Origin of the sequence: Marinomonas transparens, from assembly GCF_016463975.1 — a bacterium.
Taxonomy (GTDB): Bacteria; Pseudomonadota; Gammaproteobacteria; order Pseudomonadales; family Marinomonadaceae; genus Marinomonas; species Marinomonas transparens.
Window position 1 is genome coordinate 16,064 of the sequence record NZ_JAEMNX010000015.1, and the last position, 17,945, is coordinate 34,008.

15 protein-coding genes are annotated in these 17,945 nt (G+C 45.6%); 7 read left to right on the plus strand and 8 right to left on the minus strand.

Annotated elements, in window-relative coordinates; translation table 11 throughout:
* Positions 1 to 388 precede the first annotated feature (388 nt).
* The 4 genes from I8J31_RS12800 to phnP all read left to right on the plus strand — a co-directional run bounded on the left by I8J31_RS12800 (position 389) and on the right by phnP (position 2,456).
* The gene (locus tag I8J31_RS12800) at positions 389 to 580 is read left to right on the plus strand and encodes a PhnD/SsuA/transferrin family substrate-binding protein (RefSeq protein ID WP_199468968.1); all 192 of its coding nucleotides are present in this window, start codon (positions 389 to 391) and stop codon (positions 578 to 580) included.
* 85 nt (positions 581 to 665) lie between these two features.
* Positions 666 to 1,070, plus strand: a complete 405-nt coding sequence (locus tag I8J31_RS12805) for an amidohydrolase family protein (protein WP_199469070.1) — start codon at positions 666 to 668, stop codon at positions 1,068 to 1,070.
* Positions 1,071 to 1,104: 34 nt separating this feature from the next.
* Entirely contained in the window at positions 1,105 to 1,683 is a 579-nt protein-coding gene (gene phnN / locus I8J31_RS12810) for a ribose 1,5-bisphosphokinase (protein ID WP_199468969.1), read from the plus strand.
* A 14-nt stretch (positions 1,684 to 1,697) separates the two neighbouring features.
* Positions 1,698 to 2,456 carry a phosphonate metabolism protein PhnP gene (gene phnP, locus I8J31_RS12815; RefSeq protein WP_199468970.1) on the plus strand — a complete coding sequence of 253 codons (759 nt, stop codon included), beginning with the start codon at positions 1,698 to 1,700 and terminating at the stop codon, positions 2,454 to 2,456.
* A 223-nt stretch (positions 2,457 to 2,679) separates the two neighbouring features.
* Here phnP and I8J31_RS12820 read toward each other — a convergent pair whose 3' ends face one another.
* Positions 2,680 to 4,020 carry a peptidoglycan DD-metalloendopeptidase family protein gene (locus I8J31_RS12820; RefSeq protein WP_199468971.1) on the minus strand — a complete coding sequence of 447 codons (1,341 nt, stop codon included), beginning with the start codon at positions 4,018 to 4,020 and terminating at the stop codon, positions 2,680 to 2,682.
* Positions 4,021 to 4,419: 399 nt separating this feature from the next.
* On the opposite strand from I8J31_RS12820, the gene fdhD reads away from it, so the two are divergent.
* The 3 genes from fdhD to I8J31_RS21020 are packed head-to-tail and all read left to right on the plus strand — an operon-like array spanning position 4,420 to position 7,744.
* On the plus strand, positions 4,420 to 5,241 hold the full coding sequence (fdhD, locus tag I8J31_RS12825) for a formate dehydrogenase accessory sulfurtransferase FdhD (protein ID WP_199468972.1): 822 nt from the start codon (positions 4,420 to 4,422) through the stop codon (positions 5,239 to 5,241).
* 11 nt (positions 5,242 to 5,252) lie between these two features.
* Positions 5,253 to 7,595 carry an FdhF/YdeP family oxidoreductase gene (locus I8J31_RS12830; protein WP_199468973.1) on the plus strand — a complete coding sequence of 781 codons (2,343 nt, stop codon included), beginning with the start codon at positions 5,253 to 5,255 and terminating at the stop codon, positions 7,593 to 7,595.
* Between the two features lie 20 nt (positions 7,596 to 7,615).
* Complete coding sequence (locus I8J31_RS21020) at positions 7,616 to 7,744, plus strand: hypothetical protein (protein WP_267905894.1); 129 nt, start codon at positions 7,616 to 7,618, stop codon at positions 7,742 to 7,744.
* 77 nt (positions 7,745 to 7,821) lie between these two features.
* Here I8J31_RS21020 and I8J31_RS12835 read toward each other — a convergent pair whose 3' ends face one another.
* From I8J31_RS12835 to I8J31_RS12865, 7 genes are all read right to left on the minus strand, one after another.
* Complete coding sequence (locus I8J31_RS12835) at positions 7,822 to 9,468, minus strand: electron transfer flavoprotein-ubiquinone oxidoreductase (RefSeq protein WP_199468974.1); 1,647 nt, start codon at positions 9,466 to 9,468, stop codon at positions 7,822 to 7,824.
* A gap of 33 nt (positions 9,469 to 9,501) precedes the next feature.
* A complete protein-coding gene (locus I8J31_RS12840; RefSeq protein ID WP_199468975.1) occupies positions 9,502 to 11,355 on the minus strand; it encodes a feruloyl-CoA synthase in 1,854 nt (617 codons plus the stop codon).
* A gap of 84 nt (positions 11,356 to 11,439) precedes the next feature.
* The gene (locus I8J31_RS12845; RefSeq protein WP_199468976.1) at positions 11,440 to 13,197 is read right to left on the minus strand and encodes an acyl-CoA dehydrogenase family protein; all 1,758 of its coding nucleotides are present in this window, start codon (positions 13,195 to 13,197) and stop codon (positions 11,440 to 11,442) included.
* A gap of 10 nt (positions 13,198 to 13,207) precedes the next feature.
* The gene (locus I8J31_RS12850) at positions 13,208 to 13,975 is read right to left on the minus strand and encodes an SDR family NAD(P)-dependent oxidoreductase (protein WP_199468977.1); all 768 of its coding nucleotides are present in this window, start codon (positions 13,973 to 13,975) and stop codon (positions 13,208 to 13,210) included.
* Between the two features lie 23 nt (positions 13,976 to 13,998).
* The gene (locus I8J31_RS12855) at positions 13,999 to 14,760 is read right to left on the minus strand and encodes a crotonase/enoyl-CoA hydratase family protein (RefSeq protein WP_199468978.1); all 762 of its coding nucleotides are present in this window, start codon (positions 14,758 to 14,760) and stop codon (positions 13,999 to 14,001) included.
* A 170-nt stretch (positions 14,761 to 14,930) separates the two neighbouring features.
* A complete protein-coding gene (locus I8J31_RS12860) occupies positions 14,931 to 16,133 on the minus strand; it encodes a thiolase family protein (protein WP_199468979.1) in 1,203 nt (400 codons plus the stop codon).
* Between the two features lie 24 nt (positions 16,134 to 16,157).
* Complete coding sequence (locus I8J31_RS12865) at positions 16,158 to 17,723, minus strand: acyl CoA:acetate/3-ketoacid CoA transferase (protein WP_199468980.1); 1,566 nt, start codon at positions 17,721 to 17,723, stop codon at positions 16,158 to 16,160.
* Positions 17,724 to 17,945: the final 222 nt, after the last annotated feature.

A 17,945-nucleotide genomic window follows, 5' to 3' on the forward strand; every position in this document is an offset into this window, starting at 1 on the left:
TAGCAGTCTGGCTTTTTTAAACGATGGAGCTTTTCGTCAAATACCATAAATATTGATTGGTAAATAAAAAACAGCATAAAAATAATTTTTTTAATAACACTCAACACTTTTACGCGACTTAATCTCAGCTTTTTTTGTCACTAGACAGGTATTCGCTTAACTATTTCAAAACACTCACCTTATTTGGCATTAGCTCTTAGTCACTTAGCTAGACAAGTAAAAGAACACAAACTCACCATGCTTTCTCAATTTGGAGCTGTCATATTTTCGCAGTGCTTGCTGTGCCATTTACAGCCCATGTAAAAGACATGAAATCGATAAACTTCGGTATTATCTCTACCGAATCATCACAGAATTTAAAAACGGTTTGGGTACCTTTTTAAACGATATGTCTAAAAAATTGGGCATGGAAGTAAAGCCATTCTTTGCCTCTGATTACGCAGGCATCATTCAAGCAATGCGCTTTAATAAAGTAGACATCGCTTGGCTAGGCAACAAGTCAGCATTAGAAGCCGTTGATCGCTCAGGCGGACAAATTTTCGCTCAAAAGGTAGACGTTACAGGTAACCCTAGTTACTGAAGTTTGTTATTAGTTAATAAAAACAACACTAAAATCAACTCTGTTGCTGATATGTTGAAATACAGCAAAGAATTAACCTTTGGTAATGGTGATTGCCGAATTCCCCACCACAGCAGAAGCGGCCAAAGCAGCGCACCACAAAGGAATGAGTGTTCTAATGGGCGCCCCTAATGTGGTTCGCGGAGGCTCTCATTCAGGCAACATTGCCGCCCATGAGCTGGCTTCCGCTGGCGTACTGGATATCCTATCTAGCGATTACTACCCTGCCAGCTTGTTGGAATCCGCGTTTAAAATCGCCCAACTAGAAAGCAATGATTACGACATTCCTCAAGCGATAAACTTAGTCAGCCTAAACCCTGCAAAAGCCGTTGGTTTACATGATAGAGGCCAGATTGCCATAGGCCATAAAGCCGACTTAATTTGGAGCAGTGTGGAAGAGGATCATGTTCACATCGAACAGGTATGGAAAAATGGTCAGCGGGCGTTTTAATGCCTAAGCTGGCTGACATAATAAAAGGATCAGTATGAGTAAAATACTCTACCTTATCGGTGCCTCTGGCAGCGGCAAAGATTCTATTCTATCCGCTTTACGCCAGAGAATAGAACAAGGCCAAGCCCCGCTCAACCTGATGATTGCCCATCGCTACATCTGTCGCGATTGGCAATCCGGTAACGAAAACCACATACAACTGAGCGAAGCGGAATTCCAGCACCGTCAGCAACTTGGCCTATTTGCCTTAGATTGGCAAGCGAATGGACAACGCTATGCCATAGGACGCGAAATAGACCTTTGGCGAGAGCAAGGGCAGACCGTTATCGTCAACGGCTCAAGGGGCTATTTACCCACGGCAATAAACCAATACGGTGAGCAACTTATCCCTGTGCTGGTCAAGGTGGATGACTCAATTTTACGTCAGCGTTTAATCCAAAGAGGCCGAGAATCCCTCGACGAAATTGAAGCCCGTATCGCCAGAACCCAAGAACAATTTGCTGCCACAACGGCTTTATTTGAACATTGTCAGGTAATTGATAACAACACTCATATCCATCATGCTGTTGATCAGCTGAGTGCTTATATCAACCATCGATTGCATGACAAGTAACCAAGGAGAACCCCATGTTGGATATCCGCATTCTCGGCTCAGGTAACGCAGGGCAAGTCCCCGTTTGGGGTTGTCATTGCCTCGCCTGTGTACGAGCCAAACAAGATGCTTCTTACCGTCGTGGGCCTTGCAGCCTAGAGATTAAAACGGAGCTTGGCATTACGCTCATCGATGCCGGATTGACCGACTTGGCCGAGCGTTACGATTTCGACGACATACAACGCATTGTACTCACCCACTTTCATATGGACCATGTACAAGGCTTGTTTCATTTACGTTGGTCCGAAAGGCCAGAAAAAATTCCCGTATTCCGACCCGATGACGAAAAAGGCGCCGATGACCTTTATAAACATGCGGGCGTATTAGATTTCCAAGACCCCTTTGTCCCTTTCAATAACGTGCAATTTGACGATTTTTCCATCACCCCATTGCCCCTAGTGCATTCCAAAGTCACCTTGGGCTATTTGATCGAAAAAGATAACCTCACAGTTGCCTATCTCACCGATACCGTTGGTTTGCCCGATAGTACCCAAGCCTTCTTAAGCAACAAACAGCTCGATTATCTTATTCTTGATTGCTCAGAACCACCGACCCCAAACGCTCCTAGAAACCACAACGACATCAACCTAGCGCTGTGGACCTACAACACACTCGCGCCCAAACAAATGATACTTACCCACATAAGCCATCGACTAGACTGCTGGTTAATGGAACATCTAGACAAGCTGCCTAAAAATATGCTCATTGCGAGGGATGGAATGCGAGTAATTTAACTCGTTTCGCTTCATGAAAGGCTCTATTCCTGCTTAAAACTTACTTAATACAACCAAGCACTTTATAGCCAGCGCCTGCTCTTCTTTATGTCGTATTAATCAATAAGGGAAAACAATGAAAACATGGAAAGAGAAGGTTTTCTTTCCATGTCATTTTGTGAGCTTGGGATATGAACTTTCGGAGTGTTTATACAAAGCACTTGTTAAATCCTTTACTGGTCTCCTAACTTGCACTGGTGTCCATCATCTGAATCCAGCTAGCAACATTCGCACTGTAATCAGCCATTTCATCCTTAGGGACAGATTGAGCAGTGGGAATTTTCGCCGTCATAGGATTCACAGGGCGACCTTTCACATGCAGTTCATAATGCAAATGCGCCCCTGTCGTTCTACCTGTATTACCAGATAAAGCAATGACTTGACCACGCTTAACTTTCTGACCTTTTTTGACCAACACTTTTTGTAAATGCAAAAAACGCGCGCTGTAAGGCCCAGAATAATCAATGACGACATATTTACCCGCATACTTATGGGTCGCCACACGGGTTACTATGCCATCCCCTGTTGCTAATATTTTGGTGCCTATAGGCGTGGCTAAATCAACGCCATTATGAGGGGCTGGGTGGCCGGTAATAGGGTGTAGTCGATGGGCATTAAAGGGCGAACTAACACGGTAATGTTTTGCTGTTGGCCAGTGACGTAAAGCAGGAGTTAAACCTTTGCCATCTTGATCATAATAGCGGCCGTCTGTATGTAAAAAAGCATGATAGGTTTTCCCCTTTACTGTCATCTGTAAGGCTTCTAACTGGGTTTCACCAATTTTTTTACCATCGATATTGCCATCCTTTAGCACAAAATCAAAAGTATCCCCAGTACGCAGATCCCTACTAAAGTTAAAACGACCTTTTAATAGGTTATGGATGATTAAAATATTGCTATCGGACAAATTCACTTTTTTGGCTGAAAGGTAGAAACTGCCTTTTATATTGCCATGCACCGCCGTCTGCACATAGGTAATTGGCTTTACATGTTCCTCATAGCTATAGCCACCATTATCATGCCTAACAAAAGCAATGCTTTTACTAAGATCAATACGCCGAGTCAGTTTAATCAACTCGCCATCGCTATTTAATTCAAAAGTAAACTTATTACCAGGAATCAAAGGCTCCAGTACAAGGTATTCTTGGTCAGCCTCAAGCACTTCATACATGGATTGCTTAGATAAGCCTAAACGGGAAAAAATACGCGCCAGTGTATTGCCAGGTTTAATTTCATAATGAATAACAGACGCAGGAGCAACAGCTTTTTCTATACTATGAAGAGGGTTCGTAGTAACAAACGAGTTAATTAGCTGGTCATCATCAAGCTCTACCTCCTTTGCTTTTGGAAAAGGTGACACGGCTTGTGCACTATTAGGCAAAACATAGTCTTGTAGGTCTGCTGTCGGGGAGACAAGCAATTGATAAACAAACATGAGTACAACAAAAACAGTTGCGACCATCAGCAGCCAAATTTCTAACCCTGATAGAAGCCCCCAATAGGAAGGGCGTGTTTTTAAAGACATAAAACAAACTCATTTAAACAAAAAAGTGGCCTAGAGAGAGGCTTTATATGCTGTTAACCAACCTAAAATAACTCTCTATATATTATAAATAGAACCACACTTTTGCTGTGTGTAGATTCCCTGCGATGTGGATAACCACACGCGCTACTTTATTAAGGCTGCATCTTACAAAAAGACAACAAAAAAACAGCGTAAAATAATTTGCTGGGAGAATACGGTATTTCTTTAGCTTTATAAATAGCTATCACCTTGAAATTACTCTAAGCCACCTGATCATTACTGAAGACAGTTTCAAATCCTTACTTATTGAACTATTCATCAGAAGCATTGGACGATATGGTTTCCTCTTAGTAATATAAAAGGCCTTAATATCTTCTTAAATTAACTGAGCTAGAGACCATGTCAGATACCCCCTTTTCTCTTGCCAGTAGCAACATCTACAGTTTTCAAAGAATAGATCAAGCAGCTCCCATTGAAACAAGCCTATTGGTTGAAGAAATCCCCCTAGCAATTAGTATCAACAATATTAACCACGCGGTAATGATGGTGACCCCTGTCAATCTTGATGCATTTGCGTTGGGCTTTGCCTTAAGTGAAGGGTTAATAAAACAAGCTTCTGACGTCAGAGATATGACAATACAAGCCAACCAATCAACCTCAGGTATATCAGGCTTAGCCATCAACCTTGAAATCAGCGCTCGACAATTCAATCAGTTCAAACAGTCCCAAAAAGCGCGTTTAGGGGCAACTGGCTGCGGTTTATGTGGCATAGAATCCCTAGAGCAAGCATTTCCAGCTCTGGGCACATTACCCGATCACGAGCCCTTAATAGAAGACAGTTTGAAAACTTTAAGAGCATCCTTTTTCGAACATCAGGTCATCGGTCAACAAAGCGGTGCCATCCATGGTGCTTTGTTGATTTCATCAAAAGGTGACATATTGATCTGCATGGAAGATATCGGTCGGCACAACGCCCTAGACAAAGTGATCGGCTATGCTTTACAGCAACAAATCCCCTTGCATAATCACCATGTGGTCATGTCCAGCCGTTGCAGTGCTGAACTGGTTCAAAAAGCCATTAGAGCAAAGCTGTCGGGATTGATTCACCTCGCCTCCCCCAGTACTCTAGCAGTTGAACTTGCTAGGCAATATAAGCTGTCATTGATTCACTTACCTAAGCAAGATACACCACGTATATATGCGGCAACAGCCCAGCCATAGAGAAAAATAATATGAGTAAGAAAAACGCTTCTTCAACCCCTTTTTTTACCCCATATAAAAGTCCTGCTGGCGGCTGGGGCGCATTGCAAAGTACGACCAAGCATTGGCTCAAAAGTGAAAATGCGGTGCGTAATATTCATACCCTATTGAAAACCAACCAACCCCACGGGTTTGATTGTCCCGGTTGTGCTTGGGGAGAAAAACACGACCCAGCTAAAATTCGTTTCTGTGAAAATGGTGCCAAAGCCGTTAACTGGGAAGCCACCTCAAAAAGAGTCGACGCCGCCTTCTTTGCAAAACATAGTGTCGCTTGGCTAAATACCCAAAGTGACTACTTCCTTGAATACCAAGGTCGCCTTACCGAGCCTATGCGATACAACCGCGAAACGGATCACTATGAGCCTATCTCATGGGAACAAGCTTATACCCAGATTGCCGACACCTTAAAAAAACAAGCTAATCCAGATAGTGTGGCGTTTTATACTTCTGGACGAGCCAGTAACGAAGCGGCTTTTCTCTATCAACTCTTTGCCCGCGCCTATGGCACCAATAACTTTCCTGATTGCTCTAACATGTGTCACGAAGCCAGCGGCTATGCTTTAACCAGCAGTATTGGCATTGGTAAAGGCACGGTTGAAATAGAAGACTTTGAGCGCGCTGATGCCGTCTTTGTGTTCGGCCAAAACCCCGGTACCAATCACCCACGCATGTTAGAAACGCTACGTGAAGTGGTACAGCGAGGCGCTCAATTACTAAGCTTTAATACCTTAAAAGAACGAGGCTTAGAACGTTTTCAGAATCCTCAAAAGCCGATTGAAATGCTTACCAACGGTTCAAAACCAACCAATACCGGCTATTATTGTCCCAATATTGGTGGTGACATGGCCGTGGTGCGAGGCATGGTCAAAGTGCTCATCGAAATGGAAGAAAAAGCGCAACAGCAAGGCAACAAACCGATTTTTGATCACGACTTTATTAAGCAGCACACTCAAGGACTAGACGACTACCTTGAACAGGTAAAAAACACACATTGGACAGATATTCTGAAACAGTCTGGCTTATTAAAAGAAGACATCATCCATGCGGCACAAGTTTATGCTAAAGCCGAAAGCGTCATTATCACTTGGGCCATGGGGATTACTCAGCACCACCATTCCGTTGCCACCATTCATGAAATGGTTAACTTGCTGTCACTGCGGGGCAATATTGGCAAACCCGGTGCTGGCGCTTGTCCAGTCCGAGGGCACAGTAATGTGCAAGGGGATCGCACCATGGGCATTAATGAGCGCCCTTCTCAAGCCTTTCTTGATGCGATGGAAAAGCATTTCAACTTCACACCACCACAAGAACATGGCTTGGCAGTCGTCGATACCATACGTGCCATGCGCGATGGCAAGGTGGGGGTTTTTATCGCTTTAGGGGGCAATTTTGCCGCCGCCACCCCAGATACTCAAGCCACCGAACACGCACTACAACAATGTGAGTTAACCGTACAAATCAGCACCAAGCTAAACCGCTCTCATTTGATTGCGGGTAACGATGCCATCATCTTACCTTGTCTTGGTCGTACCGATATCGACCACCAGACTAAAGGCCAACAGAAAGTCACAGTGGAAGATTCATTCAGCATGGTCCATGCCTCAGGCGGTGTGCTTGACCCCTTAAGCCCAGAACAAAAATCTGAGCCAGCCATTATTGCCGGTATGGCAACAGCCACATTAGGCTCTTTCCCCATTAATTGGGAAGAAGCGGTCAGCGATTACGATATTATTCGTGACCACATTGCTGAGGTCGTTCCCGGTTTTAAGGATTTCAATCAACGCATCAAACAAGATGGTGGCTTTTACCTTGGTAACAGTGCCAGAGAGAGAAGCTGGAAAACACCTGCGGGCAAAGCCATTTTGCATAGCCACCCGTTACCAGAATCTGTACTGGCGAAACGCGCTAATGACTTAGCCTCGGACAAAACGCTCGTTCTGCAAACGTTGCGCTCCCATGACCAATACAATACCACCATCTATGGTATGGACGACAGGTACCGTGGCATTAAGGGTGAACGTAAAGTGGTCTTTATCAACCCAGCTGACATCCAAAGGTTGGGCTTTACAGAAGGCCAAAGTGTCACCCTACGTTCCTTATGGGATGATGGGGTAGATCGAAAAATAAGTGGTTTCAAACTGGTGCCGTATAGCATTCCTGCTGGCAATATCGCCGCTTATTATCCTGAAACGAACCCCTTGGTTCCGCTAGATAGTCACGGTGAATTTAGTAATACCCCTACCTCAAAAAGCATCGCTATCGAATTGGAAGCTTATCAAGAAGAAAGCAACAATATTGCGCTCACCAGCGCATAACAACAATGAAAGGGATGGATATGGAAAGCATTTCACTGGACAACATTCTCCACCTCACAGCCATCGCCATCATTGTCTGTTGCTTTTTAGTGGTCAGTAGCAGACAAATTATCGACACTTGCTGTCGAACGAAATCTGACGATCAATAAAAAAACCGAGCTAAATGGCATAACACCATAAACTCGGTTTCATTATCTTCTTGATTATCGACTCAGGTAACTTTGCACTACATATTCGGATAGTTTGGACCACCCGCCCCTTCTGGGGTTACCCAAGTAATATTCTGAGCTGGGTCTTTGATGTCACACGTCTTACAGTGCAAACAATTCTGTGCATTGATCTTAAAGGTATCTTTGCCTTCTAATTCAATCATTTCATACACGCCAGCAGGACAATAACGCTGGGCAGGCTCTGCAAATTTTTGCCAATTCGATCCCGTCGGAATACTGTCATCGGCTAATACCAAGTGGCACGGTTGCTCTTCTTCGTGGTTGGTATTCGATAAAAACACTGAAGACAGACGATCAAAACTCAGCTTTCCATCCGGCTTGGGATAATCGATTTTCTCGGCCTCATCCACCGTCAACATGGCAGCATGGTCATGGGTTTGATCCCGTAAAGTAATCGGCAGCTTACCTGCAAACCAGTTCTGATCCAGATAGTTAAAAGCCCCACCGAATAGCGTGCCAAACTTATGCATAGCAGGGCCAAAATTCCGTGATGCCTTTAATTCGTCATATAACCAAGAGCTTTCAAACTGGGTTTTAAACAGCTTGTCGAAAGCGCCATCATCAAGCGATTCAAGCAAGGCTTCAACAATACTATCAGCCGCGATAATGCCAGACTTCATCGCCGTATGGGTGCCTTTTATTTTCGCAAAGTTCAAGGTACCCGCATCACACCCCACTAGCACCGCGCCCGGTAGCGTCATAGTCGGCAAGGCATTAAAACCGCCTTTTGCAATCGCTCTCGCACCATAGGAAACTCGCTCCGCGCCCTCTAGATATTGTGCAAAAATAGGGTGATGCTTAAGACGCTGGAACTCTTCGTAGGGGCTCAACCAAGGATTTTTGTAGTTTAGGTCGGTGATAAGCCCCGCCACCACCTGCTGATTCTCACCATGATAAAGAAAAAAACCACCGCTACTGTCACCCGTTAATGGCCAACCGGAACCATGAATCACCAAACCCGGCTGATGTTTTTCAGGCGGAATTTGCCAAAGTTCTTTGATGCCTAAGGCGTAATGTTGAGGGTCTGCTTTTTCATCCAAATTAAACTGCTGAATAAGTTGTTTACCCAAATGCCCACGACAACCTTCAGAAAACACCGTGTACTTGGCATGCAACTCCATGCCTTCCATGTAGGTCGAAAGCTGCTCACCCGTCGCGGATACCCCCATATCCCCTGTCGCCACGCCTTTTATTCGGCCATCATCATGGAACAAAACTTCTGCGGCGGCAAAACCAGGAAAGATCTCAATACCAAGCCCCTCTGCTTGCCCCGCTAACCAGCGGCAAAGATTGCCCAAGCTAACAATATAATTGCCTTGGTTATGCATGGTTTTTGGCACAAAGACATTTGGAATTTTACTGGCCTGCTGGGCATTTTTTAGCAAATAGACTTCATCTTTTGTGACCGCCGTCGCCAAGGGAGCACCTAACGCTTGCCAGTTTGGAAATAACTCTTCTAAAGCGCGTGGTTCAACCACAGCACCTGACAATATATGCGCCCCCACTTCGGAGCCCTTTTCTATCACACAAACATTCAGTTCTTGATTGGCTTTCACCGATGCTTGCTTTAAGCGTATTGCAGTGGCCAAACCAGATGGCCCTGCGCCGACAATGACAACATCAAATTCCATCGACTCACGCATTACTCTTTCTCCTGCTTTTTAACAGCATTCTTTTTAAAGGCTAATTACCCGATCTGACAAGGGTTCTTGATAAAGTCGTTCTAGCTGATCTTGGCGATGTTCTTGTACCGCACGTTGATTCAAGGATCCCTTATCCGTTATTTCATGGGCATCAATGCTCGGTGGCACGGCTTGCAAAATAATACGCTTAACCAAGGTCGCTCCCCCTGTTCCTTGCTTAGCAAATTCATTCAATTTTTGCTGGAAGGCATCGCACACCAACGGATGATGAATCAAGTCTTCATTACTAACCGTTTCATTTCCCGGTAAAATGGCTCGACAATGGGCCCAATCAAGAAACACCATGGCACTAATAAAGCTACGGTTAGAGCCACAAATTACCGCGTCTTGCACGAGTGGTGCGAAAGCACTGATAAAATGCGCCCGTAAATTCCCCGCACTGACCCAGGTACCACTGTCTAGTTTGAAGTTTTCCGACACTCGACCATCAAAACGAAAGCCACGCTGGGGTTGTTGTTCGTCCAAATATTTAAAGGCATCCCCAAGACAATAAAAGCCATCAGCATCAAAGGCTTTCGCGGTTAACTCTGGCTGACGCCAGTACCCCGGCATCACGGTAACGGCTTTGACTCTCGCTTCCAACTTACCCTCGTTTGGCACCAATTTGATCGACACTCCGGGGGCAGGAACACCAATCACACCAGAGGTAGATTCTTCCACTGAAGCAAAGGTCGCCGACGGTGCCGTTTCAGTACAACCAAGCCCAGTTAGCATGGGGATTTTTTTGCCCGTGTATTGAATCGCTAAATTATCAAGATCATCCCAAATGTGTTGCGCTAAACCTGCTGCCGCAAAAAAGGTAAATTGCAAACGGGAGAAAAATTTCTTCGCGAGTTCCCCATCCGCTTGTAGGTGATGCACCAACAATTCAAAGCCTTTAGGGACATTGAAATACACAGTTGGGGCAATATCCGCTAAGTTCTTTAACGTCTTAGCAAAAAGTTTTTCCGTTGGTTTGCCATCATCCAAATAGAGACTGCCACCATTGTACAAGGCAATGCCAACATTGTGGTTACCACCAAAGGTATGGTTCCAGGGCAACCAGTCCACCATAATCGGCGGCTGATCCGTCAAAAATTGCATCACTTGATGAATCATCACCTGATTCGCACAGATCATTCTTTGGGTATTAATCACCCCTTTTGGCGCACCTGTGGTACCTGAAGTAAAGAGGATTTTCGCGATGGTATTCCCATCTACTTTGGCATTTTCTGCATCGATTGCGGTATTTTCAGGCGTATCCCATAGGGTTTGAAAAGCAATGGTAGGATTGACAATTTGCTGTGCTGTGGTATCGCCCTTGATCACCACAACGGGTGTCTGCGTATCGCTACACACCGCTTTTATTGCTTTTTCAAAGGGGGCCAAATCATCAACGACAATCAACCCTGGCGTTAAAATATCAAAAATATTTTTTAGCTTGGTGTAATCCGTCGCCACCAATGAGTAGGCAGGTGACACAGGCGCATGGGCAATGCCCACATACATGCCGGCCAACGCCAACATTAGGTGCTCGACACTGTTACCACATAAAAACACAATGGGACGTTCAACAGAAACCGGTTGAGTGAGCAACCATGAGGCAATCTTACGAGCACGTATCACGGCTTCCGCATAGGTCACTTCATCCCATTCGCCTTGAGCATTACGCTGCGCTACAAATACTCTCTCAGGGGCTTGCTTTGCCCAGTATTCAAGCTGATCTGTCCAGCAGCGTGCGTAGTCTCCTAGCGGCTTCTGACTGCTGACGATCTGAACTCCATCGGCCAATTTAGCGACCTCAATCGGATGGGCTACCACCTTAATAGGGTGAAATCCTACATTCATTTTTTGCTCCTAAAACCGCTTTAATTATTTTTATTCTAACGTCGATTTACAAACGAATACGACGCATGAAAACAAACCAGACATTTATTGTTGTTGAAAATCAAATGCCTTTAACCCCATTCCAGCAGAAGCCACTGTCTGCAAGGACGCCATCGCCGTCGGTAATCGGTAAGCGCCATAAAATTGCGTCATCGCCATCAGGTTTTGATAATAATCTTGATCTTCAATATTGGCTTTAGCCGCTGTCGATGTTGCATTCATCAATTGCCATGCACAACAAAGCGTGCCCATTGCCTCAAGAAAAGGCACAGACACAGCATGCAAGGTATCCTCGTCCGTTGCATCATTGAGCAATTGATCAACCATCAACTGACGCACAACCACCACCGCTTGATTCGCTTGCTTGGCAATGTGCGCAAGACTGTCATCAGAGACTAATTCATTGGCTAGACTTTCTATACTAACCAGCAAAGCGGACAACGCCTGTCCTTGGTCACCACGTACTTTTCTAAACATCAGGTCACGAGCTTGAATGCCTGTGGTTCCTTCATAGATAGTAGTAATGCGTGCATCACGCATAAACTGCGCCACACCCGTTTCTTCTACAAACCCCATCCCACCAAACACTTGTACCACATTGCCCGTCATCACATTGGCACGTTCCGTGGAAAAGGCTTTAAAAATGGGCGTCAGTAAAGCCACTTGATCTCTCGCGCTGTTATCGCCAGTCGATTCTACTAGGTCAATTTGTGCAGCAATTTGATACCCTAACGAGCGCAGAGCAAACACTTCTGAACGCATTTCAAGCAACATACGCTGCACATCGCCATGCTGCACAATAGCCACTCGTTCACCTTTGCTGTTACTACCTTGAGTACGTTCTTGTGCGTATTGCAAAGCCCGTTGATAACCCAATTCACCTAGGGCCACTCCTTGTAACCCTGTATTTAAACGAGCTTCGTTCATTAGTACGAACATGCCCATCAAACCTTGATTCACTTCACCTAGCAATTCGCCCACACAATCATCTTGATCACCATAGCTTATTGAACAGGTTGGGCTGCCATGCAAGCCCATTTTGTGTTCAATCCCGGTACAGCGAACATCATTGAAATCCCCAACAGAGCCATCTTCATTAACCCGATACTTGGGGACTAAAAACAATGAAATACCGCGGCTTCCCGCAGGGGCATCAGGCGTTCTCGCCAATACCAAATGGGCAATGTTGTCCGTTAAATCATGATCACCATAGGTAATGTAAATTTTTTGTCCCTTGATCTTATAGCGGCCATCTTGCTGCGGTATGGCTTTGGTGGTCAAGGCGCCAAGATCTGAGCCCGCATTCGGCTCCGTCAGCGCCATGGCAACCGTCCATTCTCCCGCTACAATTTTCGGCAAATAACGGGCTTGCAATGATTCACTCGCAAATTTCAGTAATATTTCCGAACCACCTTGAGCAAGCGCTTGAAACATGACAAAGGCTAAATTTGCAGACAACCACATTTCATTAACAGGTTGTGAAATATATTTCGGCAAGCCTTGACCACCAAACGCCTCAGGCAAAGAAAGCCCTACCCAGCCGGATTCAGCAAACTGTTGGTAAGCGTCTTTCCAGCCCTCTGGAGTAATGACTTTGCCATCGTCAAAACGGCAACCTTGAATATCACCGACTTGATTCAACGGCGCTAATACGCCGGAAGCAAACTTAGCTGCCTCTTCCATCACGGCATTGGCCAACTCTATGTCAAAGTCTTCCAATGCCTCCTGTTTATCTAGCCCGTGCTGGAGATAGGCTTGCTCCACCAGCATTTGCATATCTTTATAGGGCGCTTGGTAAGTCATCATAAGCTCCTTACTTAGCCGTCATACGAATGGCACCATCGAGACGAATGACTTCACCGTTTAGCATACCGTTTTCAATAATATGCTGCGCCAGTGCGGCAAATTCATCCGGGTCGCCAAGACGAGGAGGGAAAGGCACAGACTCACCCAAGGATTTTTGCACTTCTTCTGGCAACACATCCATCATAGGGGTTTTAAACAAGCCGGGAGCAATCGTCATCACACGAATCCCAAAACGCGCTAGTTCACGGGCAATCGGCAAGGTCATCGCGCACACACCACCTTTTGAAGCAGAATAACCTGCCTGACCGATTTGGCCATCAAACGCCGCTGCCGAGGCCGTATTGATAATCACGCCACGTTCGAGGTTAGCCTCTTGTTCATTGTGCTGCATCTGATCCGCTACCAAGCGAATCATGTTAAAGGTACCCACTAGATTAACAGAGATCGCCCGCTGAAAAGACGCCAAACGGTGTGGCCCTTCACGGCCGACAACCCGTTCAGCACCTGGAATACCGGCACAGTTAATCAAACCACTGATCGGCCCAAACGCGGCCACCGCTTTATCAATCGCAGCCTGTGCAGACTCTTCACTGACGATATCAGTCACACCGCCTTGGACTCGCTCACCCAGCTCAGCTTGCACGCGCTGTAAACCTTGCTCATTAATATCCACTAATGTGATCTTGGCACCCAAACCATGTAGACGACGAGCAACCGCCTCACCAATACCAGAAGCGGAACCTGTGACAACAAAATGTTTATCTTGAATTTGCATATTGCTACTCCTGTGAGGACTGACTAGGATTTTTTACGATTAAGAAAAGCATCAATACGTGCTTTCACTTCTTCACTGGTTTGTGTAATACCGCAAATCAAGGACTCGGTATACAAGCCTTCTTGTGCCGACATGTTACTAATGCGGCTAATCCCTGTGGTCATCGCCCAGTTAGAGTACTTGGAGTTTTTACCAATGCCTTCCGCTAATTCAAACGCCTTAGTCAACGCCTCGCCAGCGCCAACCACATAATGCCCCAGACCAATGCGCAAGCCTTCTTGCGCATCCACATCACGGCCAGTCAACATCATTTCTGTCATCCGGCTAGTACCAATCACATTAGACACATTGACCGAAGCACCACCACCTACAAAAATGCCGTGCTTGCCTTCTGGTAAACGATAAAAGGTGTTTTCTTCGGTCACACGCACATGGGCGCAAATCGCCAGCTCTAATCCACCACCGATTACAGCACCGTGCATAGCCGCAACAACCGGAATGCCTGATTCACGAATATGACCAAAAACGCGATGCCACATTTGCGAGTGCTTAACCACCTCAAAAGGCTCACGAGCTTTATGCTCACGTAAATCTAAGCCAGAGCAAAACTCAGGACCATTACCAGAAAGGACGATGACATTCACGTCATCCGTAAGGTTCAGAAAGACATGTTCAATTTCAAGACACAGGCTGTCATTGATGGCGTTCTTTTTTTCAGGACGATTAAGTTGCAAGTGTGCAACACCCTGATTTACAGAAAAGTTAATAAATTGATAGGTTGTCATAAGGTTGCCTCTATTTTTATGTTTATAGGCCTAGCTGTACATCATTGCGCACCGTAAAGCAGTAACAATGTACCGACAAAACATTAGTTGCGTAACTAAACAAATGCAAAGCTAAACTATATTTAACAGGTAAAAAAATACCCTGTGCATACACACAGGGCATGGATTTTTTATCGATCGGATACTTTAATAACCACTGCCATACCGGTATCGCCTGCCGCACAGCCAGTAAATAGGCCATAACCGCCGCCGTTCATTGCGAGCTCTTCGATCAGTTCGATGGTTGCTCGTAAGCCTGTTGGACCTTGAGGGTGTCCCCAGATTAAAGAACAACCATAGTTATTCATTGCCATCACATCAATGTCCATAGCTTTGGCTAACGCCACGTCATTCACCGCAAATGGGTTATGGGTTTTGATGGCTTTTACCTGTTTAATATCTATACCGGCAATAGCAAGGGCACGCTTAGACGCTTCAATCGGTGCCGCCGGCATATAAGCCAGATCATCACGGGCCTGACCAAAACCGACCACTTCCACTTTAATCGCTGAGTTAGTAGAAAGTTCAGCCGCGTCTTCAGAGCGACAAACAATCATGGAGGCATTGCCATCAGCAGGATGGGTTTGATTACCGTAGGTAATCACCCCACCTTCTACGACAGGTTTTAACTTTGCCAAGCCTTCAGGGGTGGTGGGGAAGATCCCTTCATCACCTGTCAACACACCCTCTTCTTTTTTGAAGTTAGGGGTGGGTACCGACAAGGGCAAGGTCATATAACGCTTTTGAAACGCCTGATCATCTTTTAGAGCCTCTTGATATTGCTCATAACGACGATAGGTCACTGCGTCCAGTTCTTCACGGGTGATGGCAAAACGCTTGGCAACATTCTCACCTGTTTGCATCATGGAATGGCCACCCATGGGGTCATTCAACATGTTATAAAGCACCTGATCTTCCGACGTACCAGAAGGGCCTTTCGCATTGGGGTAATAAATATGAGGGCCATTTGAACAACGGTCTGCGGTCATCAACAAGGCAACATTCGCCATGCCCGCCAGTACTTCAGAAGTCACCGCAAACAAACCTCGCGCACTCGTTGCACACACCTGATTCACCGCATGGCCCGGTGTATTAACGGCACCAATATCATATAAAGGCCAAGGTGCCCCATTAAACGACTGAAACTGATTCACTGTCATGCCCAGCACGCCAGAATCAAAAATTAATGGATCGATATTGCGCTTTGCCAACTCTTGTTTCGTCACATGGGCTGCAAACTGCATCGAGTGTAAATGTTGTAAGCTACCCTGCCACTTGGTAAAGGGGGTACTCCAATAGGCACCATAAGGGATCTCAACATTTTCAATAGCCATAACTTATTCCTCGCTCATTTATTCTTATTGTGTTGCTGATGTCATTGCTTGTGCTAACCCACCCCATTGCTCGGCAAAAATCTCTGCTGGCATGGTTTTCAAGTCATTGGCAATAATCGGACGGAAAGCCATGGCACTAAGCACATCTTTTTCTAGGTCTAAACCGGGCGCAATTTCCGTTAATACCATGCCTTCTTGACGAAGCTCCAATACACAACGCTCGGTAACAAATACCACAGGCTTATGATTTTCACGGGCAAGGTCACCACTAAAAGTAATGTGATCCACCTTCTCAACAAATTTTTGTACCTTGCCTTCTTGCAACACAGATACCTTACCATCCGCATAGGACAACTTAGCACCATTTACCAAGGTACCGCAGAACACTACCTTCTTAGCACTTTGCGAGATATTGATAAAACCACCGGGGCCCACCACTTTAGGACCGAATTTACTGACATTCAGGTTGCCTTTAATGTCCGCTTGCGCCAAACCTAAAAAAGCGATGTCCAAACCACCACCATCGTAAAAGTCGAATTGGGCTTCATGTTCAATAATCGCATCGGCATTCCAAGCGGCACCAAAATCACCACCCGAGGCAGGAATACCGCCATAGGTACCCAACTCAGTCGTCAAGGTAAATAAATTAGACACATTTTCTTCTGCCGCGACGGCAGCAACACCATCTGGCATGCCAATCCCTAGGTTAACCATCACATCCGCCTGTAGTTCCATCGCCGCACGACGGGCAATTACCTTGCGGTCACCAAAAGGCATAGCAGGCAAAGCGCCCAACGGCACTCGAGAGTTGCCTGCTAAACCTGGGTTATAAGTCGTGGTGATGGTTTGCTTGTGATCTTCGGCTGGCGCGACCGTAATGTAGTCCACCAAAACACCGGGGACTTTGACTTCTTTGGGATGAATCGAGTGACGTTCAGCAATGTATTTCACTTGGGCAATGACAATGCCGCCGCTGTTTTTGGCCGCCTGAGCCATAGGTAGAATTTCCGCTAACATGGCTTCTTCTTCGACTGACAGATTGCCGTCTTCATCCGCCGTTGTCGCGCGAATAATCACCACATCAAGGGGAAACGTTTTATAAAGCAACCAGTCTTCATCTTCAATGTTAATACGCTTAACCAGGTCGTCTTTTGCAAGAGAGGTCACTTTGCCACCGCTAATCAGTGGATCTACATAAGTGCCCATGCCGACTTTAGTAATCACTCCGGGTTTGTTACCTGCAATTTGACGCCACATGGTGGTCAATACACCCTGTGGAAGAAGATAAGCCTCGATGGCGTCATCGGTAATCATTTGCGCCATTTTAGGTGCTTGGCCCGTATGACCAGAAATTAAGCGTTTGACTAAATTAGGGTACGCCAAATGAGACATGCCCGCCTCTTTACCGTCACCGCAACCACAATCATGAATCAAGGTAAGTTGTTGCGGGTGACCCGTTGTCACAAAACGTTTTTCAACCGCTTTAGCAATCGCTTCGGCAAAAAACGACATTCCGATAGTAGACCATGCTACGGAATCACCGTCTTTAATTAGCTCAGCCGCCTGATCCAGAGAAATAATCTTGCTCATTTTACCTTCACCTATATTTTGTGATTACGTTTTTATTGTTATGTTTGGGAAACATCACATTGTTGTACACTACAACTATTAAAAATTCAAATTATTTATCACCCATGCTTTTTTTGAATGAGCAATGCGAAAATTTGATAATTCATTTGATTGAAAACTTGCACTGTTTATGCAGAAATAGAATGACTCCAAAAGATCTAAGGTTACTCAACTTGAAATTGA